21 protein-coding genes are annotated in these 21,235 nt (G+C 71.1%); 14 read left to right on the forward strand and 7 right to left on the reverse strand.

What is annotated here, in order from left to right; genetic code table 11:
- Window positions 1-257: 257 nt before the first annotated feature.
- Entirely contained in the window at window positions 258-1,118 is an 861-nt protein-coding gene (locus tag ABZ833_RS03610; RefSeq protein ID WP_361040467.1) for a helix-turn-helix transcriptional regulator, read from the forward strand.
- A gap of 9 nt (window positions 1,119-1,127) precedes the next feature.
- Window positions 1,128-1,352, forward strand: a complete 225-nt coding sequence (locus ABZ833_RS03615) for a DUF397 domain-containing protein (protein WP_361040470.1) — start codon at window positions 1,128-1,130, stop codon at window positions 1,350-1,352.
- On the opposite strand, the gene ABZ833_RS03620 is transcribed toward ABZ833_RS03615, so the two are convergent.
- Window positions 1,353-2,495 (reverse strand): 8-amino-7-oxononanoate synthase, encoded by a 1,143-nt coding sequence (locus ABZ833_RS03620; RefSeq protein WP_361040472.1) that lies wholly within the window; start codon window positions 2,493-2,495, stop codon window positions 1,353-1,355. It abuts the gene before it with no gap.
- Between the two features lie 163 nt (window positions 2,496-2,658).
- Here ABZ833_RS03620 and bioB point away from each other — a divergent pair, with 163 nt between their 5' ends.
- The 4 genes from bioB (at window position 2,659) to ABZ833_RS03640 (ending at window position 6,728) form a co-directional block, all read left to right on the forward strand.
- Complete coding sequence (bioB, locus tag ABZ833_RS03625) at window positions 2,659-3,876, forward strand: biotin synthase BioB (protein WP_361040474.1); 1,218 nt, start codon at window positions 2,659-2,661, stop codon at window positions 3,874-3,876.
- Window positions 3,869-5,158 carry an adenosylmethionine--8-amino-7-oxononanoate transaminase gene (locus ABZ833_RS03630; RefSeq protein ID WP_361040477.1) on the forward strand — a complete coding sequence of 430 codons (1,290 nt, stop codon included), beginning with the start codon at window positions 3,869-3,871 and terminating at the stop codon, window positions 5,156-5,158. Before bioB ends, ABZ833_RS03630 begins: the two co-directional genes overlap by 8 nt.
- Window position 5,159: 1 nt before the next feature.
- Window positions 5,160-5,891 carry a dethiobiotin synthase gene (gene bioD / locus ABZ833_RS03635; protein ID WP_361040479.1) on the forward strand — a complete coding sequence of 244 codons (732 nt, stop codon included), beginning with the start codon at window positions 5,160-5,162 and terminating at the stop codon, window positions 5,889-5,891.
- A 165-nt stretch (window positions 5,892-6,056) separates the two neighbouring features.
- Entirely contained in the window at window positions 6,057-6,728 is a 672-nt protein-coding gene (locus ABZ833_RS03640) for a class I SAM-dependent methyltransferase (protein ID WP_361040482.1), read from the forward strand.
- 37 nt (window positions 6,729-6,765) lie between these two features.
- Here the strand turns inward: ABZ833_RS03640 and ABZ833_RS03645 are convergent, their stop codons facing one another.
- The gene (locus ABZ833_RS03645) at window positions 6,766-7,128 is read right to left on the reverse strand and encodes a VOC family protein (protein WP_361040485.1); all 363 of its coding nucleotides are present in this window, start codon (window positions 7,126-7,128) and stop codon (window positions 6,766-6,768) included.
- A 50-nt stretch (window positions 7,129-7,178) separates the two neighbouring features.
- On the opposite strand from ABZ833_RS03645, the gene ABZ833_RS03650 reads away from it, so the two are divergent.
- Window positions 7,179-7,529, forward strand: coding sequence for a VOC family protein (locus tag ABZ833_RS03650; protein ID WP_361040488.1), 351 nt, complete (start codon window positions 7,179-7,181; stop codon window positions 7,527-7,529).
- Between the two features lie 54 nt (window positions 7,530-7,583).
- On the opposite strand, the gene ABZ833_RS03655 is transcribed toward ABZ833_RS03650, so the two are convergent.
- Both ABZ833_RS03655 and ABZ833_RS03660 read right to left on the reverse strand, forming a co-directional pair.
- The gene (locus ABZ833_RS03655) at window positions 7,584-7,955 is read right to left on the reverse strand and encodes a fic family toxin-antitoxin system, toxin component (protein WP_361040490.1); all 372 of its coding nucleotides are present in this window, start codon (window positions 7,953-7,955) and stop codon (window positions 7,584-7,586) included.
- A gap of 4 nt (window positions 7,956-7,959) precedes the next feature.
- Complete coding sequence (locus ABZ833_RS03660; RefSeq protein WP_190078868.1) at window positions 7,960-8,187, reverse strand: antitoxin; 228 nt, start codon at window positions 8,185-8,187, stop codon at window positions 7,960-7,962.
- Between the two features lie 195 nt (window positions 8,188-8,382).
- Between ABZ833_RS03660 and ABZ833_RS03665 the strand changes: the two genes are divergently transcribed.
- The 3 genes from ABZ833_RS03665 to ABZ833_RS03675 are packed head-to-tail and all read left to right on the forward strand — an operon-like array spanning window position 8,383 to window position 12,764.
- Entirely contained in the window at window positions 8,383-9,246 is an 864-nt protein-coding gene (locus ABZ833_RS03665) for an ABC transporter ATP-binding protein (RefSeq protein WP_361040493.1), read from the forward strand.
- A gap of 14 nt (window positions 9,247-9,260) precedes the next feature.
- Window positions 9,261-11,825: an ABC transporter permease gene (locus tag ABZ833_RS03670; RefSeq protein ID WP_361040496.1), complete on the forward strand. Its 2,565-nt coding sequence runs from the start codon at window positions 9,261-9,263 to the stop codon at window positions 11,823-11,825.
- Between the two features lie 48 nt (window positions 11,826-11,873).
- A complete protein-coding gene (locus tag ABZ833_RS03675; RefSeq protein ID WP_361040499.1) occupies window positions 11,874-12,764 on the forward strand; it encodes a TIGR03621 family F420-dependent LLM class oxidoreductase in 891 nt (296 codons plus the stop codon).
- A 45-nt stretch (window positions 12,765-12,809) separates the two neighbouring features.
- On the opposite strand, the gene ABZ833_RS03680 is transcribed toward ABZ833_RS03675, so the two are convergent.
- Together ABZ833_RS03680 and ABZ833_RS03685 are read right to left on the reverse strand one after the other, a co-directional pair.
- On the reverse strand, window positions 12,810-14,441 hold the full coding sequence (locus ABZ833_RS03680) for a PQQ-binding-like beta-propeller repeat protein (RefSeq protein WP_361040501.1): 1,632 nt from the start codon (window positions 14,439-14,441) through the stop codon (window positions 12,810-12,812).
- Between the two features lie 94 nt (window positions 14,442-14,535).
- Window positions 14,536-16,095 (reverse strand): PQQ-binding-like beta-propeller repeat protein, encoded by a 1,560-nt coding sequence (locus tag ABZ833_RS03685; RefSeq protein WP_361040503.1) that lies wholly within the window; start codon window positions 16,093-16,095, stop codon window positions 14,536-14,538.
- A 149-nt stretch (window positions 16,096-16,244) separates the two neighbouring features.
- On the opposite strand from ABZ833_RS03685, the gene ABZ833_RS03690 reads away from it, so the two are divergent.
- The 4 genes from ABZ833_RS03690 to abc-f all read left to right on the forward strand — a co-directional run bounded on the left by ABZ833_RS03690 (window position 16,245) and on the right by abc-f (window position 20,913).
- The gene (locus ABZ833_RS03690) at window positions 16,245-16,670 is read left to right on the forward strand and encodes a GNAT family N-acetyltransferase (RefSeq protein WP_361040505.1); all 426 of its coding nucleotides are present in this window, start codon (window positions 16,245-16,247) and stop codon (window positions 16,668-16,670) included.
- Window positions 16,671-16,851: 181 nt separating this feature from the next.
- Window positions 16,852-18,183, forward strand: a complete 1,332-nt coding sequence (locus ABZ833_RS03695; protein WP_361040507.1) for a hemolysin family protein — start codon at window positions 16,852-16,854, stop codon at window positions 18,181-18,183.
- Entirely contained in the window at window positions 18,180-19,193 is a 1,014-nt protein-coding gene (locus ABZ833_RS03700; protein ID WP_361040509.1) for a hemolysin family protein, read from the forward strand. The genes ABZ833_RS03695 and ABZ833_RS03700 overlap by 4 nt, the downstream gene beginning before the upstream one ends.
- A 70-nt stretch (window positions 19,194-19,263) precedes the next feature.
- Window positions 19,264-20,913 (forward strand): ribosomal protection-like ABC-F family protein, encoded by a 1,650-nt coding sequence (gene abc-f, locus ABZ833_RS03705; RefSeq protein ID WP_361040512.1) that lies wholly within the window; start codon window positions 19,264-19,266, stop codon window positions 20,911-20,913.
- On the opposite strand, the gene ABZ833_RS03710 is transcribed toward abc-f, so the two are convergent.
- Window positions 20,910-21,152 (reverse strand): holin, encoded by a 243-nt coding sequence (locus ABZ833_RS03710; protein ID WP_361040514.1) that lies wholly within the window; start codon window positions 21,150-21,152, stop codon window positions 20,910-20,912. The two genes, abc-f and ABZ833_RS03710, sit on opposite strands and share 4 nt — an antisense overlap.
- Window positions 21,153-21,235: the final 83 nt, after the last annotated feature.

Below are 21,235 nucleotides of genomic sequence, written 5' to 3' on the forward strand. Positions count from 1 at the left end.
TTTCCCACCGGGGCTCGGCTCCGACTCGTAGCGGAAGGCACGAGGACAGTCCCGGAATGGTGCTTCGCGCCAGCCTGCCACTCTTGGGGTGCTCAGAGGTGGCCATCCACCAAGATGTGCATATATCTGTCGCTCGAAGCGGTGAACTCTGCTACGAGAGACCGTATTTGGGCGGCAGGCTGGCGCTTCCTCTACTGTCGCCGGGAAGAGGGCGGAGGGAGGCCGAAAAAGGAGGCTCCGTCCGAAAGGAGACGGACATGCGGTACGGTCCCGCGGTGCGCCGAAGGAAACTCGGTGCCGAACTGCGTGCACTGCGCACGCACGCCGGGCTCACCAGTGGCCAGGCGGCGGACCGGGTCGGCTGGCATCAGTCGAAGGTGAGCCGGATCGAGACGGGGCGTAGCAGCGTCAAGGCGGCCGACGTACGCCTGCTGCTCGAGGCGTACGAGGTGCGGGACCCCCGACTGCGCCAGTTGCTGGTGGCGCTGGCGGGCTCGGACGACGACGGCGGACGCCGTCACTGGTGGCACGCCTACCGCGAGCTGCTGCCGCCCGCCTACCGCGACTTCATCAGCCTGGAGTCACAGGCCTGTCGGATGCGCACCCTGGAGACCACCGTCGTACCCGGCCTGCTGCAGACGCCGGACTACGCGCGTGCGGTGACGCGGGCGGCGCTCGACGGACTGCCTGACGACCAGGTGGACACGCTGGTCGAGGTGCGTCTGGCCCGTCAGGACGTGCTGCGCGCGGCTCCGCCGCTGCGACTGAGCGTGATCCTGGACGAGGCGGTCCTGCACCGGCCGGTGGGCGGGAATCATGTGCTCGCCGGTCAGTTGAAACGGTTACTAGAAGCCGCACAGTTGCCCCATGTACGACTTCAGGTGTTGCCGTTCGCCGCCGGAGAGCACGTGGGCCTCATCGGATCTTTCGTTATCTTCTCCTTTCCGAACATTGCTGATCTGGATGTGGTTGTTCTAGACCACTTGACGAGTAGCCTCTACCTCGAACGGAGAGAAGACCTCCAGGCATACACGGATGCCTTCAACTCCCTTCAAGAAAAAGCACTTTCACCCGAGGAATCAACGGATCACATCGCCGGGATAGGTGACGGCGCGTAAGGGGGCACCATGACTGCACTGCCTCGGAACGTACCCTCAAGCACTTCTCTGCACGGCGCACAGTGGCATCGCAGCAGCCGCAGCAACGGCATGAACAACTGCGTGGAGACAGCCTCGCTCGCTTCAGGGCCGAAGCAGGGGCTTCTCGCCGTGCGCGATTCGAAGAACACGGCAGGGCCCGCCCTGCTCTTCTCACCCGCCACATGGGAGGCCTTCGTCCACGGCCTCCGGTGACTACCGGGGTGCGGTGCGGCTGATCACTCGTACGGCATCGGCGATCTGTGTGCCGGTGAGATCCGCGCGTGCGGTCAGCCGCAGCCGCGAGATGCCGTCGGGCACCGACGGCGGACGGAAGCAGCCGACGGCGAGACCGGCGCCCCGGCAGTCGGCGGCCCATCGCACGGCCGCTTCCGGTGACGGTGCGCGCACGGAGACGACGGCGGCGTCGGGACGTACCGCCGAGAGACCCTCCGCCGTGAGGCGTTCATGCAGCTCGGCCGCGACAGCGCGGGCCCGGGCGGCGCGCTCCGGCTCCCGGACGAGCAGCCGCAGAGCGGCCAGTGCCGCACCCGCGGCGGCGGGGGCGAGCCCGGTGTCGAAGATGAAGGTGCGGGCCGCGTTGACCAGGTGGTCGATCACCTTGGCGGGGCCGAGGACCGCGCCGCCCTGGCTGCCGAACGACTTCGACAGGGTGACCGTGGCCACCGTGTGGGCGGAGCCCGCGAGCCCGGCCGCCTGTGGTGCGCCCCGTCCGCCGTCGCCGAGCACGCCGAGTCCATGGGCGTCGTCGACGATGAGCCCGGCGCCGAACTCGTCACAAGCGGAGGACAGTTCGATGAGTGAAGCCGCGTCGCCGTCGACCGAGAAGACCGTGTCCGACACGACGACCGCGGGACCCGTGTGAGAGTCCAGCGTCTTGCGCACCGCTTCGGGGTCGGCGTGCGGCACCACCTGCGTCGTCCCGCGCGCGAGGCGGCAGCCGTCGATCAGCGAGGCGTGGTTGCCCGCGTCCGAGACGATGAGCGAGCCGTGCGGGGCGAGGGCGGTGACGGCGGCGAGGTTCGCGGCGTATCCGGAGGAGAGGACCAGGGCGGCCTCGAAGCCGCAGAACTCGGCGAGCTCCCGCTCCAGTTCCGCGTGCAGCTCCGTGGAGCCCGTCACCAGGCGGGATCCGGTCGCCCCGCCGCCCCAGCGGCGGGCCGCGGCCGCGGCGCCCTCGGTGATCTCGGGGTGCCTGGCCAGACCCAGGTAGTCGTTGCTCGCCAGGTCGAGGAGGCCGCCGGAGTCGGCGGGGCGGGGGCGCAGGGTGCGGACGAGTCCGGCCCGGGCGCGCTGGCTCGCCTGCTCGTCGATCCAGTCGAACGGCGCGCTCACCATGAGGGTTCCTCCGGGTCGTCATCACTGGCCGGTTTGTAGACAGTGCACAGACCCTAGCCGTCCGGCCACCGGGCCAGGATGTGGCAATACCCACACCTCTCAGCGTTTCTGTTGTGCGAAGTCTCCTTGGAAAGGGAGGCTCTCGTACGTAAGGATCAGCGCCATGGATCTGCTGAACACGCTGGTGGACAAGGGGCTTCGGCGCGAGCTGCCGACCCGTGTAGAAGCGCTGGCCGTGCTGGCCACCTCCGACGACGAGCTTCTCGACGTGGTTTCCGCCGCCGGGAAGGTACGGCGGCAGTGGTTCGGGCGGCGGGTCAAACTCAACTATCTGGTCAATCTGAAGTCGGGCCTCTGCCCGGAGGACTGCTCGTACTGTTCGCAGCGTCTGGGCTCGACGGCCGGCATCCTCAAGTACACCTGGCTGAAGCCCGACGAGGCCTCGCAGGCCGCGGCGGCCGGGGTGGCGGGCGGCGCCAAGCGGGTCTGCCTGGTCGCGAGCGGCCGCGGTCCGACCGACCGCGACGTCGACCGGGTGTCGCAGACCATCGAGGCGATCAAGGACCAGAACGAAGGCGTCGAGGTGTGCGCGTGCCTCGGGCTGCTCTCCGCGGGCCAGGCGGACAAACTGCGCACAGCGGGCGCGGACGCGTACAACCACAATCTCAATACGTCCGAGGGGACGTACGGCGAGATCACCACCACCCACACGTACGCCGATCGCGTGGACACCGTGCAGCAGGCGCAGGCCGCGGGCCTCTCCGCCTGTTCCGGTCTGATCGCGGGCATGGGCGAGACGGATGACGACCTGGTGGACGTGGTCTACGCACTGCGCGACCTCGACCCCGACTCGGTGCCGGTCAACTTCCTGATCCCCTTCGAGGGCACCCCGCTGGCCAAGGAGTGGAACCTCACCCCGCAGCGCTGCCTGCGCATTCTCGCGATGGTCCGCTTCGTCTGCCCCGACGTGGAGGTGCGCATCGCGGGCGGCCGCGAGGTGCATCTGCGCTCGATGCAGCCCCTGGCGCTGCACCTGGCCAACTCCATCTTCCTGGGCGACTACCTGACCAGTGAGGGCCAGGCCGGCAAGACCGACCTGGACATGATCGCGGACGCCGGTTTCGAGGTCGAGGGCACGGACACGGTGACGCTGCCGGAGCACCGCGCGGACGCGCTCGCGGCGGCGGGGTGCGGATCGCACGGGGACGGCGGGGGCGGCTGCGGGCCCTGCGGCTCGTCCGAACCGGCCGAACCTGCTGCCGTGCCCGAGCAGTCCGCGTCGTCGGACGCCTCGGGGCCCTCGGAGTCCTCGGAGGCGCGCACGGACCTGGTGGCGGTACGCCGCCGGGGCGCGGGAACGGATCTGGCGCCCAATGCCTGACCTCTCCGTGCCCGAACTGCTCGACCTGGACCGACGTCATGTGTGGCATCCGTACGGCCCCATGCCCGGCCGCCAGGAGCCCCTGGTCGTCGAGTCGGCGAGCGGCGTGCGGCTCCACCTGGCGGGCGACGGGGGCGAGTTGGTCGACGGGATGTCGTCCTGGTGGGCGGCGATCCACGGCTACAACCACCCCGTGCTCAACGACGCGGTCCGCGATCAGCTGGACCGGATGAGCCACGTCATGTTCGGCGGGCTCACCCATGAGCCCGCCGTCCGCCTGACGAAGCGCCTTGTCGACATATCGCCGGACGGCCTCGAGCATGTCTTCCTCGCGGACTCCGGTTCGGTGTCGGTCGAGGTCGCGGTCAAGATGTGCCTGCAGCACTGGCGCTCGCTCGGCCGACCGGACAAGCGGCGGATGCTGACCTGGCGGGGCGGCTACCACGGGGACACCTGGCAACCCATGTCGGTGTGCGACCCCCAGGGCGGCATGCACGAGCTGTGGCAGGGGGCGCTGCCCCAGCAGGTGTTCGCGGACGCGCCGCCCGCGGGGTTCGAGGCGTACGACGACGCGTACGCCGATCACCTGCGCGAGGTGATCGGGCGCCACGCCGACGAGCTGGCCGCCGTGATCGTGGAGCCGGTGGTGCAGGGCGCGGGCGGTATGCGGTTCCACTCCCCCGCCTACCTGCGGGTGCTGCGGGAGGCCTGCGACGAGCACGACGTACTGCTGGTGTTCGACGAGATCGCCACGGGGTTCGGCCGCACGGGCGCGCTGTTCGCCGCGGACCACGCGGGTGTCACGCCCGATGTGATGTGCCTGGGCAAGGCGCTGACCGGCGGCTATCTGACGCTGGCGGCGACGCTGTGCACGGCGCGGGTCGCGGACGGCATCTCGCGGGGCGAGGTGCCGGTCCTGGCCCACGGCCCGACGTTCATGGGCAACCCGCTCGCCACCGCGGTGGCCTGTGCCTCGATCGAGCTGCTGCTCGGGCAGGACTGGCAGACCGAGGTCAAGCGCATCGAGACGGGCCTGCGCGGCACGCTGGCCGAGGCGTCCGCACTGCCGGGCGTACGGGACGTACGCGTGCTCGGCGCGATCGGCGTCGTCCAGCTCGACCACGACGTGGACATGGCGGCGGCGACGAGCGCGGCGAGGCGCGAGGGGGTGTGGGTGCGGCCGTTCCGCGACCTCATCTACACGATGCCGCCGTTCATCACGAGCGACGACGACGTGGCACGGATCGGGCGCGCGGTGTGCGCGGCGGCGAAGGAGGGCTGAGATGACGGTCATCGTGGTGTCCGGTACCGGCACCGAGATCGGCAAGACGGTCACGACGGCCGCCGTGGCCGCACTCGGGCTGGCCGCGGGGCGCAGTGTCGCGGTGCTCAAGCCCGCGCAGACGGGGGTGGCACCCGGCGAGCCGGGTGACGCGCAGGAGGTGACGCGTCTCGCGGGCGACGAGATCACCACCCTGGAACTCGCCCGCTTCCCGGAGCCGCTGGCTCCGAACACGGCGGCGCGACGGGCCGGCATGGCGCCGGTCCGTCCGTACGAAGTGGCCGACGCGGCACAGAAGCTGGCGACGGAGCACGATCTGGTCCTGGTCGAGGGCGCGGGCGGCCTGCTCGTGCGCTTCGACGACGAGGGCTCCTCCCTCGCCGACGCCGCCCGCCTCCTCGCGGCCCCGGTCCTGGTGGTCACGCCGGCGGGCCTGGGCACCTTGAACATGACGGCGCTCACCACGGAGGCGCTGCGGGCCCGCGGCCTGACCCCCCTGGGCGTGACGATCGGCAGCTGGCCCGCCGCACCGGATCTGGCAGCACGCTGCAACCTCGCGGACCTGCCGGAACAGGCAGACGCCCCGCTCCTGGGCGCGGTGCCCGAGCGGGCGGGCGCCCTGTCACGCGCCGACTTCCGGGCTCGGGCCGGGGGCTGGCTGGGTCCGGAGCTGGGCGGTACATGGGACGGGGCGGCCTTCACGGCGCGGGAGGCGGCGGTGAGGGAGGGCTGAGGAACCAGCCCCCCCAGGCGCGCCCGCCAGCCACGGGGGCGCGCCGTCGCCCCCGTGGCTGTGCGAGCGCTCGCCGCCCGGGAGACTCGGTGCCGTTCGTGTGGGGGAAAGCGGCGCCGCCGGGGCACCATTGCGGTATCCGCTCGCCCCGTCGAGGAGGGCCTCATGTCACCTCGCTCCGCCAAGGCCGCGTCCCGGGACGCCGTGCACCATCCCGTCTTCGCCCGTTTCTACGCCCGCCAGAGCGTGGCCGCCGAGCGCGTGATCGCGACGTACCGCAGAGAGCTGCTCGCCGGACTCTCCGGCCGTGTGATCGAGGTCGGTGCGGGGAACGGCCTGAACTTCGCGCACTATCCGGCGGCGGTCTCCGAGGTCGTCGCCATCGAACCGGAGCGCATCCTGCGGCAGTTGGCGGCCTCCGCGGCCGTGCGGGCCGACGTACCGGTCGACGTCGTGCCCGGCGCCGCCGAGGCGCTGCCCGTCAAGAGCGAGGCCTTCGACGGCGCCGTGGCCTCGCTGGTCCTGTGCAGCGTGCGTGACGTGCCCCGCGCCCTCGGTGAGTTGCGGCGCGTCCTGCGGCCCGGCGGCGAGCTGCGGTTCTTCGAGCACGGCGTGGCTCCGGGCTCGGGGATGGCGGCCGCGCAGCGCGCCCTGGACCGCACGGTGTGGCCGCTGCTCTTCGGCGGCTGTCACGTCGCACGGGACACCCTGGGCGCCCTGCGCGCCGCTGGTTTCGAACTCGGCCCGTACCGAAGGCTGTTGGTACCGGCGAAGGGACCGCGGCTGCCCACCTCCTACTGCGTGCTCGGCACGGCACGGCGGCCGGAGAACGACTGATCCGCCCCGCGCCGCCGCACCGGCGGAGTTCCGGGCGTCAGATCAGCTGCGTGAGGTTGACCGCGTTGCCGTCCGGGTCCTTGACGTGCGCGACGCGCTGCCCCCAGGGCATGTCGTTGGCCGGCCCGAGCGTCTCGCCGCCCAGGGATTCCACCCGCGTGAGGAGGTCGTCCACCGCCTCCACCGCGACGCTCAGCAGAATCCGCTGGGGCGTGTCGAGCGGCACGCTCGTGTCCGAGACGACGCCGAGCTCCGAGTCGCCGATGCGCAGGTCCACGAAGAACGCGGGCCCCTCCTCCGGAGTTCTCGACACCTCACGGGCCCCGAGCAGCTCCTGGTAGAACCGCAGCAGGCGGTCGAGATCAGGGGTGATGATCATCGGCTGGATGGCGGCAGGCATGGGCGTCCTCCTGAAGTGCGGCTCTCTCCCACCGAACCTATCCTCGCCGCATGATCAATGGCGCGCACCTCATCATCTACAGCAATGACGCCGATGCGGACCGGGCCTTCTTCCGGGACGTACTGGAGTACCCCCACGTCGACGCGGGCGGCGGGTGGCTGATCTTCAGGCTGCCGCCTGCCGAGGCCGCGGTCCATCCCACCCCGGGGCCGGAGTCGCACGAGCTCTATCTGATGTGCGACGACGTGGAGGTGACGGTGCGTGAACTGACCGCCAAGGGCGTGCGGTTCACGCAGCCGGTCACCGACGCCGGGTGGGGTCTGCTCACCCGCTTCCGGCTGCCGGGCGGCGGCGAGGTCGGCCTGTACGAACCGCGCCACCCGCGGGCCACCGACCTGTGAGCTCCCGCCGGGCTGCGGCTCCCCCGGTCGTTCTCCCGGTCGTTCCCCCGGCGGCTAAAGGCTCCACTTCCGCAGCTCGTCCGCGATGGCGCGCACGCTCGCCCCGTCCTCCTTCACCAGCCGGGCCAGTTCGCGCACCTGCTCGGGCGAGGTGACGACCTTCAGGCCGCTCGCGACCAGATAGGCGTAGGCGGCGGACGAGGCGAAGAGGGCGTTGGAGCGTTCCAGGGCGGGGATGTGCAGCAGGACCTGGAGCAGGGCGGCGGCGCGGTCGTGCGGGCTTTCGTAGACGGGCATGCCGAATATCTCCGCCTCGTGCCGGCTGACGGCGGCCACCAGGGCACCCCAGTCGGTGACCTGTGGGTCTCCCGGCGTCTTGTGTTCGGCGACCATCAACAGCCAGGCAAGATCGATTCTGAGGTTCAAGGGCTTAACGACGACCCTCGCGCTCGGGACCGAACTCCTCGGCGAAGACGGATTCGTACTGCTTCATGAAATCGGCTGCGGCCTCGACAAAGGTGTGGCCGACCTCGCCGGCGTCCTGTTTGACCAGTTCCTCGATGTAGCGGTTCACGCTCATCCCGCGGGCCAGCGCGCGCTCACGCGCGGCCCGGGCGGTGCCTTCGTCCACCCGCACGTTCAGCTGGGTCTTCGCCATGCCTTCAAGCTAGCGCCGCGGCGCTAGCACCGGCAAGAGGGCACCGGAGGGCGCAGGGGCGCGCGGGAGGACCCGGCCAGTGCCCCTTACATACGTCTCCGGTTCACGACCTTGGAGGGATACCGGCCCCCGCCCCGACCCTCTACTCTCGGCAGGATTAAGGGAGTTGGAACGGCCACGACCCAGGAGGCGGCCTTGTCCACACCTGCTTCGGCACCGGCCCCAGGCCTTGCGGAGCCCATCAAGGTCGCCGCGCGCGCACGCGCGCTGACCAAGGCGTACGGCTCCGGCGAGACAGCTGTGCTCGCCCTCGACTCGGTCGACGTGGACATCGCACGCGGCCGGTTCACGGCGGTCATGGGCCCGTCCGGTTCGGGCAAGTCCACGCTCATGCACCTGCTCGCCGGGCTCGACACCGTCTCCGCGGGTCAGGTGTGGCTCGGCGACACCGAGATCACGGGGCTCAAGGAGCGGGAGCTGACGCAGCTGCGGCGGGACCGCATCGGGTTCATGTTCCAGTCCTTCAACCTCATCCCCACCCTGAACGCCCTCGAGAACATCACGCTGCCCATGGACATCGCGGGCCAGCGCCCCGACCGTGAATGGCTGGAGTACGTCATCGAGACGCTCGGCCTGCGCGACCGCCTCAAGCACCGGCCCGCGCAGCTCTCCGGCGGCCAGCAGCAGCGCGTGGCCTGTGCGCGGGCGCTCGCGTCGCGCCCCGAGCTGATCTTCGCGGACGAGCCGACCGGCAACCTCGACTCGCGCGCGGGTCTCGAAGTGCTCGGCTTCCTGCGTGACGCCGTGGACAAACTGGAGCAGACCGTCGTCATGGTGACCCATGACCCGGGCGCCGCCGCCCACTCCGACCTGGTGCTCTTCCTCGCGGACGGCCGCATCGTCGACGAGATGCCGCGCCCGACGGCCGAGTCGGTCCTGGAACGCCTCAAGCGGTTCGACGTGATCCACGCGCTGCCGCAGGAGAGCCGACCCGAACAGGAGAGTCCTCCCGGGGCCGACGGCGCCCAGGGCGCCGACAGCACGCCGGACCGGGACTGAGGCGGTCCGCGGCCATGCTGAAGGCGACACTCAGGAGCTTCCTCGCACACAAGGGCAGGCTGCTGCTCTCCGCGCTCGCCGTGATCCTCTCGGTCGCGTTCGTCGCGGGCAGTCTCATCTTCTCGGACACGGTGGCCCGCACCTTCGACCGCCTCTTCGCCTCGACGTCCGCCGATGTGACCGTCGAGCCGAAGGAGGACCTCGACGAGGCGGTGCCGTCCGGGCAGACACCGACGGTCCCCGCCAAGCTCGCAGGACGCCTCGCCGAGGTCGACGGGGTGGCGAGGACCCGTATCGACGCGGCCGTCGAGAACCTCACGGTCGTCGACAGCAAGGACGACCCGGTGGGCTCCACCACCGGCGCCCCCACCATCGCCACCAACTGGTACGTCACCGACCGCAGCCCCGTCGAGCTGACCTCGGGACACGCCCCGCGCGGCAAGGACCAGGCGCTGCTCGACGCGGACACGGCCGACAAGAAGGACGTGCGGATCGGCGACACCCTCACGGTGCTCGCCGCGCCCGGCTCCTTCAAGGTCGAGGTCGTCGGCATCGTCACCTTCACCACCACCAACCCCGGCGCGGCCCTGGTCTTCCTGGACACCCCGACCGCCCAGCGTGAGCTCCTGGGCGACAAGAACGCGGCGACGGGCATCTCGGTGGACGCCGACCCCGGCGTGAGCGACACCGAGCTCAAGCGCCGTATCGCCGCCGACCTGGGCTCGGGCTACGACCTCAAGACCGCCGACGAACAGGCCGAGTCGGCGGCGTCCGAACTCGGCGGCTTCCTGGACGTCATCAAGTACGTGATGCTCGGCTTCGCCGGGATCGCCGTCCTGGTCGGCATCTTCCTGATCGTCAACACCTTCTCGATGCTGATCGCGCAGCGCACCCGCGAACTGGGCCTGCTGCGCGCGCTCGGAGCCGACCGCAGGCAGGTCCGCCGCTCCGTGCTCACCGAGGCCGTCCTGCTCGGCGTGGTCGGCTCCACGGTCGGCCTCGCGGCGGGGATCGGGCTCGCGGCCGGGCTCATCGAGCTGATGGGCCTGTTCGGGATGAACCTGAAGTCCACCGAGATGGTCATCGGGTGGGGAACTCCCGTCGTCTCGTACGTCGTCGGGGTCGGCGTCACGTTCGTCGCGGCCTACCTCCCCGCACGGCGCGCGGCGCACGTCTCGCCGATGGCGGCGCTCGCCGACGCGGAGATCGCGGGCGTGGGACGGCCGTTGAGGATCCGCGCCGCGGTCGGCGCGGTCGTCGCGGCGGCGGGCGCGGCCGCGCTCGTGGGCTGCGCCACCGCGGAGAAGACCTCCTCGGCCGCGTCCCTGCTCGGACTCGGCCTCGTCCTCACCCTGATCGCCACCGTGATCGCGGGACCGCTCCTGGTCCGCCCGGTGATCCGCGTGCTCGGCGGCGCGTTCCCCGCCCTGTTCGGCTCGGTCGGCCGGATGAGCCAGCGCAACGCGCTGCGCAACCCGCGCCGCACGGGTGCCACGGCCGCCGCCCTGATGGTGGGCCTCGCCCTGGTGAGCGGCATGTCGGTGGCGAGCGCTTCGATGACCAAGTCGTTCGACGAACAGATCGACAAGACGCTGGGCGCCGACTTCGTCGTACAGAACAGCAACTTCATGCCGTTCTCGCAGGAGATCACCGAGAAGGTGCGGGACACCGACGGCGCCGGGCTCGTCGTGCGCCAGCGGTTCGCGCCCGTGAAGGTGTCCATGCCGGACGGCAAGAGCGTGGAGACGACCGCTGCGGGCTACGACCCGCGCCTCGACGACGTCGCCCGCGTCACGTACGTCGAAGGCGGCACCGCTCAGGCCCTCGCGCCCGGAAGCATCGCCATGCAGCGGGACTTCGCGCGGGACCACAAGGCGCGGGTGGGCTCCAAGCTGCCCGTGGAGTTCCCCGGCGGGCGCAAGACAGAACTGACGGTGGGCGCGCTCACCGACCAGCCGGGATCCGAGGGGTTCGGCATCGAGGGCGGGCTCTTCTTCGGGATGGAGACGGTCGAGGAGTACGTGCCGGGCGGGCAGGACTCCGCGCTGTACGTGAACGCGGCCTCGGGCACGGATGCCGACACGCTGCGCGACCGGCTCGAGAAGACCCTCGACCCGTATCCGCAGGTGCAGGTCCGCGACCAGGCGGACTACAAGGAACTGATCCGCGAGCAGATCGCCGTGATGCTCTACCTCGTCTACGCGCTGCTCGGCCTGGCGATCATCATCGCGGTCCTCGGCGTGATCAACACCCTGGCCCTCTCGGTCGTCGAACGCACCCGCGAGATCGGTCTGCTGCGCGCCATCGGGCTCGCCCGGCGGCAGTTGCGCCGGATGATCCGCCTCGAGTCGGTGGTGATCGCGGTGTTCGGCGCCATGCTGGGGCTCGCGCTCGGCCTGGTGTGGGGCGTCGCGGCGCAGCAAGTGCTCGCGCTGCAGGGCATGACGGCGTTCGCGATCCCCTGGACGACGGTGATCGCGGTGCTGATCGGATCGGTGGTCGTGGGCCTCGCCGCGGCGCTGCTGCCCGCGCTGCGTGCATCGCGCATGAATGTGCTGGCGGCCATCGCGCATGAGTGATGGACTGGGGCCGATGTGCCCAACTGTCCATACCCGTGAGGAGAGTTCATGGCTCGCCCGTTCCGTTTCGGGGTCAGCATGGTCGCCCTTTCCACCGGCGACGAGTGGCGCGAGAAGTGCCGCAGGGCAGAGGCGCTCGGCTACGACGTCATCCTGGTGGCCGACCATCTCGGCATGCCCTCACCGTTCCCCTCGCTCGTCGCCGCGGCCGAGGCCACCGAGCGGCCCCGCGTCGGCACGTTCGTCCTGAACGCCGGGTTCTGGAACCCCACGCTGCTCGCCCGCGAGGTGGCGACCGCGGACCAGCTCACGGGCGGCCGCCTCGAGCTGGGGCTCGGCACGGGATACGTCAGACCGGAGCATGACGTGGCAGGCCTGCCCTGGGGTACGCCCGGTGAGCGCGTGGACCATCTCCGGGGCACCATCGAGGAGTTGGACAGGCTCCTCGGCTCCGACGAGCACCAGCCGCAGCCTCTGCAGAGGCCCAGGCCGCCGCTCCTCGTCGGCGGCAACGGCGACCGCATGCTGAAGCTGACGGCCGAGCACGCCGACATCGCGGCGTTCACCGGCGCCAAGGCGGCGCCAGGCGACAGCAGCGGGAAGATGAGCCACCTCACGCCCGAGGAGCTGGACGAGCGGATCGCCACCTACCGGCGCCTGGCCGCGGGCCGCTCCCAACCCGCGGAGCTGAACCTGCTGACCCAGCTGGTGGAGGTGACCGGCGACCGCCGGAGAGCGATCAAGCCCCTCCTCGACTACATCCCGCATCTCACCGAGGACGCGGCGCTCGACCTGCCGCTCCTGCTGGTCGGCACCGTCCGGCAGATCGCCGACCAGCTGCGCGCCCAGCGGGAGCGGTACGGCTTCTCGTACATCACCGTCCTCGAGCCGTACCTCGAGGCGTTCGGTCCGGTCATCGAGGAGCTGGGCGACGAGTGAGCGCCGGGCGGGGGCCCGGCCGCTCGTGCCGCCGGGCCCCGCGGGCTACTTGGCGGCGAAGCCGTACATCATGACCGTTTCCTTGCTCCCGGAGTACTGGGCGAGCAGGTCGGAGCTGACGAACAGCTTGTTGTGGGTGAAGACGAGCTCGGACCGCAGGGGTGACAGCGTGCTGGGCCGGGTCGTGGCGTCAAGGAGCACCTTCTCCTGCTTCAGGGTCCTGCCGTCGAGGGAGACCACCTGGGTGACCGGGCTGCTCTTGTAGACGAGGACGTTCCCGCCGTCCATCCGGATCGGGAAGATCGGCGAGTGGTCGCCCGCCGAGACCCGCTCCCCCGTGGTCTTCCCGGTGGCCAGGGAGAAGGCCACGATGTCGTTCGTCGAGGAGTACTCCTTGGTCCCGTCGCGCTGCTCGGTGGGGGCGTACAGCTTGCCGTTGCCCACCGTGATGCCCCGGCAGTCCTGGACGATGGAGGCGGTGCCGCACTCGTGCAGGTACTTGTCGTCGGGCAGCGCGATCCTCGTGCGCCGATCGCTGCCCTCCTCGAAGGCGAAGACGTCCGTCGCGCCCGATCCGCTGATCTTTCCGGAGTCCACGGCGACGACCACCGGCTGGACGGAGATCACGCTGGGAGAGGTGACGCCGTCGGGGAGCTTGTGGCCGCCCTTCGACGCGCCCGTCCGCGGGTCCAGGACCTCGACGCGGTAGCGCTCCGAGCCGAACTCACCGCAGGAATTGACCGCCACCAGCCGCTTGCCGCCGGCGTAGCCGACGTCGTGGCACTTCTCCCCCTGCTTCGGCTCCCACAGGACCTTCCCGCTGCGCAGGTCGAACGCCGCGCCGCCGTACAGACCGCCGACCGCCGCCGTGTCACCGCTGATGGTGACCTGGTTGAACACGGTCTTGTCCTTCTGATACCCGACGGTGATCGACTTCGTCCAGAGCTTCTCGCCGGTGTCCACGTCGAAGGCGGTGACCTCGGTGCACGCGTCCTTGAAGCCCCTGTCGTCGTGCACCTTGGACCCGGTGACGACGACGGCGATGTTGCCCTTGCCCAGGTCCGGGGAGCCCGCGCACGACTCCCCCGGCTTCGGCAGCCGCCAGAGCCCCTTCCCCGACGTGGCGTCGACGCCGACGATCGCTTCGACCGAGGCCTTCGCGTACACCTTGTCGGTGAGCCAGGACCCCTCCGCCTTCCAAGTGGTCTCCCCCTTGGGCAACTTGGGCTGCAGGGCCTTGGTCGTGAAGAAGGCCTTGGGATCCGTCGGCACGTCCTCCTGGGGCTTCTCGTACTTGGGCGCCGCGCCGTCGCCGCCCGGCTTGGCCGCCGTCTTTTCCTTCGAACCGCCGCCGGACGAAGCCACGTACCAGACTCCGCCGCCGACGATCAGGGCTATCGCGGCGACGACGGAGACGACGATCGCGGTGCGGCGCCCCGGCCGTCTGCCTCCGCCGCCGCCCGGTGGCGGGGCGGGCAGCGGTGTCGGCTGATAGGGCTGCGGCGGGCCGAAGCCACCGGGCGGCGGGGCCACTGGCGGGCCGAAGCCGGGGGTCTGCCCCTGCGGAGGCTGTCCCTGCGGCGGCTGTCCCTGCGGCGGCGGCCCGAAGGCACCGTGCGCAGGCGGGCCCTGCGGGTACTGCGGGGACTGCTCAGGTGGCGGGGCGGGCTGCGTCATCGTGGCTCCACTGCTGTTGCGGGTACGGGTACGGGTGTCTGCTGCGCGGCCGGGGCCTCATCGACGGGGGCACGGGGGCGCCCGGCGACGGGCCTCACCGGGCGAAGGCGAGCATGCGGGCGTTGCCCTCCTCGCCCTTGCCGCCGTGGCCCTTGCCGGACAGGCGCGTGGGGGTCACGAAGAACCGGCCGTCGGCGTACAGGGTGTTGCCGGCGTACATCCCGGCTTCCATGCCCTGGGCCGACGAGGTGTGCCGCAGCAGCACGTCCGGCTTGCCGCCACGAGGACCGAACCGCACGGTCTGCCCGTTCTTGCCGTCCTGCGCCCGTGCGTAGCCGATCACCCCGGGCCGTGCCGAACCGGCCACCGGCACCGGCGTGATCTGCCGCCCGCCCCCGACCGCACCGGTCCACTTGGACTTGCCCGTGCCGAGGTCGAACGCGACGATCTTGTTCGGGCCGAGGATGCCGTCCTTGGGCTCGGTCGCCATGTAGAGCGTGTCCGCGGCGACGGCGGCCCCCGGACAGTTCTGCACGCCCTCGCCGGAGTCTCCCGCCCCGGCGCACATCGCGAACTTGTGCGGTCCCTTGTCGACGCCGATCCAGGAGCGCTGCTTCCCCTTGCCGTCGACGGCGACGACGGCCCACTTGTCCATCTCTTCGCGGTTCTGGACGACGACCACGGCGGGGTCGACGGAGTGGACCTTCTGGATGCTCCAGCCCTTCTTCGTCCGGTAGGTCCACTTGACGTCGCCGGTGCGGGGGTCGAGCCTCTTGAGCCGGCCGTGGGTGCCGGGGCTGCCCGGCGCGCAGGACTCCACCTGGAGCAGCCGCGAGCCGCCCGCGACGCCGTCGAGGGAGCAACCGCCCTCGCGCTCCCGCTCGGTCGTGAACAGCCGCTTGCCGTCCCCGATCCGGTAGGCGCGCATGGTGGCGCTCTGGTCGACCAGCACGGTGCTGCCGGTGATGGAGACGTGGGTCATGCTGGTGTCGTCCCAGAAGCCGTGGTCGACGAGCTCCTTGTGCCAGCCCTTCTCACCGGTCTTCAGGTCGATCATCCGCAGCTGGTCGCACGCCGTGTTCCGCTCGGACTTCCGCTTCGTGTACGCGACCACGACCTTGCCGTCCGGTGTGGGGTTCACCGGGGTGTCGCACACCGTGCCCGGCACCGACACCGTCCATGCCCTGGAGCCGTCCGAGGTCCGGTAGCCGCTGACCTCGTCGTACTCGGCCTGGGCCACGATGCCGGGCACGTGCCAGAGGTCCTGGAGCTGCGCGCCCTTGCCCGGCAGCTCGATGTCGTTCATGGCGACCCAGGCCTTGGCCTCACCGGGCTTGCGCCCCGCGTTGACGTCAATCACGGCGGCCGACGCGTCGCCTTCCGCACCGGCGTCCCGATCCGGTCCTGCCGACTCACGCCCGCCGTCCGGCGACTCCCGTGTCGCTCCCGCGACGGGCTCACGGGAACCGTTTCCGCTCCCGCCCCCATCCTTGTGCGTGACGGCGTAAAAGCCCACACCGATCAGGACCAGGGCGACGGCGCCGGCGCCGATGGCGACGCCGATTCTGCGCGTCCTGCCGGTGGGGGGCACCGGCAGGACGTAGGGGTTGCCGGGGACCGGCTGATGCACCGGCTCGGACTCACGATTGACCATGACCGAGATTCTCGCCCAACCATCACCCTTTCTAGAGCCATTTTCTAGAAAAAGTTTTCAAGGCAGGTTTCCGCCCACGGGCGGAGGGCACCGGCCGGGCCGTCGGAAACCGCTCGCCAGACAGGCGGCCGCACTGCTTTCATCTCCCCATGAGTGATCTCCACATCCGCTGCGCGACCCCTTCGGACATCGACACCGTGCTGCGGTTCTGGCGCGAAGCCGCGGAGGGGACGAGCATCAGCGACGACCGCGACGGAGTGGCCCGCCTCGTCGCACGGGACCCCGATGCCCTGCTGCTCGCGGAGCGCGACGGCCGCATCGCCGGGACCGCGATAGCAGGCTTCGACGGCTGGCGCTGCCACCTCTACCGCCTCGCCGTGCACCCGGACCACCGCCGCCAGGGCATCGGCTCGGCGCTGCTCGCCGCGGCCGAGGAGCGCTTCCTGGGCCTCGGCGGGCGCAGGGGCGACGCCATGGTCCTCGACCGCAACGAGCCGGCCCACCACACATGGCACGCCGCGGGCTACGCTCCCCAGCCGCAGTGGAGCCGCTGGGTCAAGCACCTCACCGACTGAGCGGCCGCTCCGCGGGTACCCGCGAACAGTCCGCAGGAGTGGACTTTGCTGGTCCTTTAATATGGACGGACCACTCGAACGTCAACGAAAGGTGTGAGCGTCCGCCCATGGGCGAGCCTCCCAGTACCCGACATCGCGCATTCCCCCGGTCCCTGCCCGATCATGGGACGGAGGTGACCCGATGACCGAAGTGCTCCTGCTCCTCGTGGCGGTGCTGCTCTCGCTGGCCTGCGGCGTCTTCGTCGCGGCCGAGTTCTCCCTCACGACGGTCGAGCGCAGCGAGCTGGAGCGAGCCTCCGAACGGGGTGAGCGCGGCGCCGCCGGCGCCCTCAAGGCGGTCAAGAACCTCACCTTCCAGCTCTCCGGGGCCCAGCTGGGCATCACCGTCACCAATCTGGTCGTCGGCATGCTCTCCGAGTCCTCCATCGCCAAGCTGATCGCGGGCCCGCTGCGCTCCATGGGCATCCCCTCGTCGGCGGCCTCTTCGGTGGCCCTGGTCATCGGCACGGCCCTCTCGACGGTCTTCCTGATGGTCGTCGGCGAGCTGGTCCCCAAGAACTGGGCGATCTCCTCGCCACTGGCCGTCGCCAAACGGGTGGCGACGCCCCAGCGCCTGTTCAGCTCCCTGTTCCGCCCCTTCATCGCGCACCTGAACAACACCGCGAACCGCTCGGTGCGCCGCTTCGGCATCCAGCCCACCGAGGAGCTGGCCTCCGCGCGCAGCCCCAAGGAGCTGGTGGCGCTCGCCCGGCACTCCGCCAAGCAGGGCTCCCTGGAGGCGGACACCGCCGAGCTGTTCGTCCGCACCCTGAACCTCGCCGACCTCTCCGCGGAGAACGTGATGACGCCGCGCGTCCAGGTCATGGCCCTCGACGTGATGGCCACCTGCGAGGACGTCGCGAACGCCACCCGGGCGACGGGCCTGTCCCGCTTCCCCGTCTACCGCGGCAACCTCGACTCGGTCGTCGGCGTCGCGCACATCAAGGACGTCCTCGCGGTACCGGCCGAGCGCAGGGCCCGCTTCCCCGTCGCCGAGCTGATGCGCGAGCCCCTCCTCGTACCGGAGTCGCTGACCGTCGACCGCCTGCTCGACCGGCTCTCCGGCAAGCGCACGATGGCCGTGGTCATCGACGAGTACGGCGGCACGGCCGGCGTCGCGACCCTGGAGGACATCGTCGAGGAGGTCGTCGGCGAGGTGCGGGACGAGCACGACCCGCACGAGACGCCCGACATCGCCGCCGACGGCACGGACGACGACGGCCGCACGCGGTACTCCGCCGACGGCTCGGCCCGCACCGACCAGCTGGCCCGCGTGGGCCTGCGCGCGCCGGACGGGCCGTACGAGACGCTCGCCGGGCTCGTCGCGACCGAGCTCGGCCGCATCCCCGCCGAGGGCGACAGCGTCCAGGTGGGCGGCTGGCGGCTCGACGTCGTGGACGCCCGCGGCCGCCGCGCGGCCCGCGTCCTGCTGCACGCACCCTTGCACGACGACCACCTGGAGGAGGAGCGATGATCGCCGTCCAGTTGTTGATCGGCCTGGCGACCCTCGTCGTCAACGCCTTCTTCGTGGGCGCCGAGTTCGCCCTCATCTCCGTACGAAGGAGCCAGATCGAGCCGTACGCCGAGGACGGCGACCGGCGCGCCAAGAGCGTGCTGTGGGGTCTGCAGCACGTCTCCGCGCTGCTCGCCGCGGCGCAGCTCGGCATCACGCTGTGCACGCTGGTGCTCGGCATCGTCGCCGAGCCCGCGATCGCGCATCTCCTGGAGCCGATGTTCGACGGCGTCGGGGTGCCGCACGGTCTGGTCCACCCGATCTCGTTCGTCATCGCCCTGGCGGTGGCGACGTATCTGCACATGCTGCTCGGCGAGATGATCCCCAAGAACATCTCGCTGGCCGAGCCGGTGCGCACGGCGCTGCTGCTCGGCCCGCCGCTCGTCGCGATCGCGCGGGCGCTGCGCCCGGTCATCTTCGCGATCAACGCGTTCGCCAACGGCCTGTTGAAACTGCTCAGGGTCGAGGCGAAGGACGAGGTGAGCGCGTCCTTCTCGGACGACGAGCTGGCCCGGATGGTCAAGGACTCCAGTGACGCGGGCCTGATCGACGACCGCGCCCAGGAGCGGCTGCACGACGCCCTGGAGCTGGGCCGCCGTCCGGTGAGGGACGTGGTGCTCCCGCTGGAGAGCGTGGTCTACGCCCGGGTGGGCGTGACGCCCGAGGAGCTGGAGCGGCTCTCGGCGGAGTCCGGTTTCTCGCGCTTCCCCGTCGTGGACGACGGCCGTCGCATCGTCGGCTATCTGCACGTCAAGGACGCGCTCGACCGGATGCCGCGCGATCTGCCGTTCCGGGTGCCGGACATGCGCAAGATCGCCCAGGTCCGCGAGACCACGCCGCTGGACGACGTGCTGACCGCGATGCGCGGCAGCCGGACGCACGTGGCGGCGGTGCTCGGCTCGGACGGCAGGCTGGCCGGCATGGTCACGATGGAGGACGTACTGCGGGAGCTGTTCGGTCAGCCCGTCTGAAGCTGAAGCCGAAGATCCCAGAAGGTCTCAGAAGGTCTCAGAAGGTCTCGGAAGATCTCAAGCGAGGGGGATGCGCGCCGTGAGTCAACTCGTCCTGCGCGACGTGTCGTACGGATATCCGCAGCGCCCTGTGCTCGAACGGGTCTCCCTGTCGGTGCGGCCCGGCGAGAAGGCGTGTGTCATCGGTGAGAACGGCTCGGGGAAGTCGACCCTCCTGCGCCTGATGGCGGGCGAGTTCGCGCCCGCCGACGGCGAGGTGGCCGTCGTCTCGGACGGCGGCACCGGATATCTCGCGCAGACCCTGCTCCTTCCGCCGCACTCCACCGTGCAGGACGCGGTGGACGACGCGCTCGCCGAACTGCGGGATCTGGAGCGGCGGATCAGGGAGGCGGAGGCCGCGCTCGGCGCGGCGGGCCCGGACGGGCTTTCCGCGTACGGAGACCTCATCGCCGCCTTCGAGGCACGTGACGGCTACCGCGCCGACGCGCGCCTCGACGCCGCGCTGCACGGTCTCGGCGTCCCTCACCTGGAGCGCTCCCGCACGCTGGGGTCGCTCTCCGGCGGCGAGGCCGCACGCCTGGCACTCGCCTGTGTCCTTGCCCCGCAACCGGAACTGCTCCTGCTGGATGAGCCGACGAACCACCTGGACGACCAGGCGCTCGGCTGGCTCGAGGAGCGGCTGCGCGCCCACCGGGGCACGGTCGTCGCCGTCACCCACGACCGGGTCTTCCTCGACCGGGTCGCCGATGTGATCGTCGAGGTCGACGGCGACCGCCGATCCGTGGCCCGCTTCGGCGGCGGCTGGCACGGCTATCTGGAGCAGCGCGCCACGGCCCGCCGTCGCTGGGAGGAGCGCTACCGGGAGTGGAGCGAGGAGGTCGCGCGCCAGGAGCGGCTCGCGAAGGGCGGCTCCGACCGCCTCGCGACCGGCTGGCGGATGAGCGACAGCCCTCGCTTCGCGGGCCACCAGCGGTCGGTGGAGGGCCAGCTCTCCGGCCTCGTGCGCAACGCGCGCGAGCGGCTGCGCAGGCTGTACGCGGATCCGGTGCCGCGCCCGCCCGACCCGCTGCACTTCACGGCCGGTGAGGGCATCGAGGGCGGCGACCACCCCTTCGTACGCCCGGTCGAACTGACCGACATCACGGTGGGCGAACGCCTGGCCGTCGACCACCTGCTGCTCGACCCGGGTTCGCGCACGCTGGTGACGGGGGCGAACGGCGCGGGCAAGTCGACGCTGCTCGGTGTCCTGGCCGGGGTGCTGCCCCCGGACCAGGGGGATGCCCAACTCCCCTCCCGTATCGGCTACTTGCCGCAGGAGATCGAGTACATCAACGACGAGGACACGACGAGGCCGCTCCTCGACGCCTTCGCGGCGGGCCTCCCTGGGCTGCCCGAGGATCACGCGCAGGCACTCCTGTCCCTCGGCCTCTTCCGCGAGGAGGACTTGGTGGTGCCGGTGAAGGGGCTCTCCGTGGGGCAGCGCCGACGCCTGGCGCTCGCCCGCCTGGTGACGCGCCCGGCCGACCTCCTCCTGCTCGACGAACCGACGAACCACCTCTCCCCCGCCCTGGTCGAGGAGCTCGACGAGGCGCTTGCGGGATACCGGGGCACGCTGGTGGTGGTGTCGCACGACCGGAGGCTGCGGGAGCGGTTCCGGGGCGATCGGTTCTCGGTCGAGGCGGGCCGGGTGGTCCTGCCTGATCCGAACGAGCGGCCCTAGGTCGCGTCGGGGCGCGCGGTGGGCGTCTCCGTGATGCCGGGCCCGCGCGCCCCGACGTTCGCGGCACCGACCGCCGTGAGGACGGCGAGCAGCGTCGCCATCCCCGCGGTGGCGAGCGCCGCCTTCCAGTCGACGTCCAGAAGCGTCGTCGCCCCGGCGACCAGGACGGCGGCGAGCGACTGCGCGAAGGTACGGAGCGCGCGCTCCGCGGTGGCCTTCCAGAATCCAGCGGTCCACATGTCTGACCCCACCTCTCGTGGTTGACGGGTCAACACCTGGCATACCGCTGTCGCGTGCCGTTGCCCAGGAGGTCGACGGGTCG

It is taken from the genome of Streptomyces sp. NPDC047525, assembly GCF_040643025.1.
In the GTDB taxonomy this organism is placed as follows: domain Bacteria; phylum Actinomycetota; class Actinomycetes; order Streptomycetales; family Streptomycetaceae; genus Streptomyces; species Streptomyces durmitorensis.

What these genes read in the sequence shown, in the direction of transcription:
- bioD (WP_361040479.1), top strand. Translation starts at nt 5,160, where the DNA reads ATGACGGTCATCGTGGTGTCCGGTACCGGCACCGAGATCGGCAAGACG.
- ABZ833_RS03650 (WP_361040488.1), top strand. Translation starts at nt 7,179, where the DNA reads ATGATCAATGGCGCGCACCTCATCATCTACAGCAATGACGCCGATGCG.
- ABZ833_RS03700 (WP_361040509.1), top strand. Translation starts at nt 18,180, where the DNA reads ATGATCGCCGTCCAGTTGTTGATCGGCCTGGCGACCCTCGTCGTCAAC.
- ABZ833_RS03610 (WP_361040467.1), top strand. Translation starts at nt 258, where the DNA reads ATGCGGTACGGTCCCGCGGTGCGCCGAAGGAAACTCGGTGCCGAACTG.
- ABZ833_RS03710 (WP_361040514.1), bottom strand. Translation starts at nt 21,152, where the DNA reads ATGTGGACCGCTGGATTCTGGAAGGCCACCGCGGAGCGCGCGCTCCGT.
- bioB (WP_361040474.1), top strand. Translation starts at nt 2,659, where the DNA reads ATGGATCTGCTGAACACGCTGGTGGACAAGGGGCTTCGGCGCGAGCTG.
- ABZ833_RS03695 (WP_361040507.1), top strand. Translation starts at nt 16,852, where the DNA reads ATGACCGAAGTGCTCCTGCTCCTCGTGGCGGTGCTGCTCTCGCTGGCC.
- ABZ833_RS03660 (WP_190078868.1), bottom strand. Translation starts at nt 8,187, where the DNA reads ATGGCGAAGACCCAGCTGAACGTGCGGGTGGACGAAGGCACCGCCCGG.
- ABZ833_RS03685 (WP_361040503.1), bottom strand. Translation starts at nt 16,095, where the DNA reads ATGGTCAATCGTGAGTCCGAGCCGGTGCATCAGCCGGTCCCCGGCAAC.
- ABZ833_RS03620 (WP_361040472.1), bottom strand. Translation starts at nt 2,495, where the DNA reads ATGGTGAGCGCGCCGTTCGACTGGATCGACGAGCAGGCGAGCCAGCGC.
- ABZ833_RS03630 (WP_361040477.1), top strand. Translation starts at nt 3,869, where the DNA reads ATGCCTGACCTCTCCGTGCCCGAACTGCTCGACCTGGACCGACGTCAT.
- ABZ833_RS03690 (WP_361040505.1), top strand. Translation starts at nt 16,245, where the DNA reads ATGAGTGATCTCCACATCCGCTGCGCGACCCCTTCGGACATCGACACC.
- ABZ833_RS03645 (WP_361040485.1), bottom strand. Translation starts at nt 7,128, where the DNA reads ATGCCTGCCGCCATCCAGCCGATGATCATCACCCCTGATCTCGACCGC.
- ABZ833_RS03615 (WP_361040470.1), top strand. Translation starts at nt 1,128, where the DNA reads ATGACTGCACTGCCTCGGAACGTACCCTCAAGCACTTCTCTGCACGGC.
- abc-f (WP_361040512.1), top strand. Translation starts at nt 19,264, where the DNA reads ATGCGCGCCGTGAGTCAACTCGTCCTGCGCGACGTGTCGTACGGATAT.
- ABZ833_RS03680 (WP_361040501.1), bottom strand. Translation starts at nt 14,441, where the DNA reads ATGACGCAGCCCGCCCCGCCACCTGAGCAGTCCCCGCAGTACCCGCAG.
- ABZ833_RS03670 (WP_361040496.1), top strand. Translation starts at nt 9,261, where the DNA reads ATGCTGAAGGCGACACTCAGGAGCTTCCTCGCACACAAGGGCAGGCTG.
- ABZ833_RS03640 (WP_361040482.1), top strand. Translation starts at nt 6,057, where the DNA reads ATGTCACCTCGCTCCGCCAAGGCCGCGTCCCGGGACGCCGTGCACCAT.
- ABZ833_RS03675 (WP_361040499.1), top strand. Translation starts at nt 11,874, where the DNA reads ATGGCTCGCCCGTTCCGTTTCGGGGTCAGCATGGTCGCCCTTTCCACC.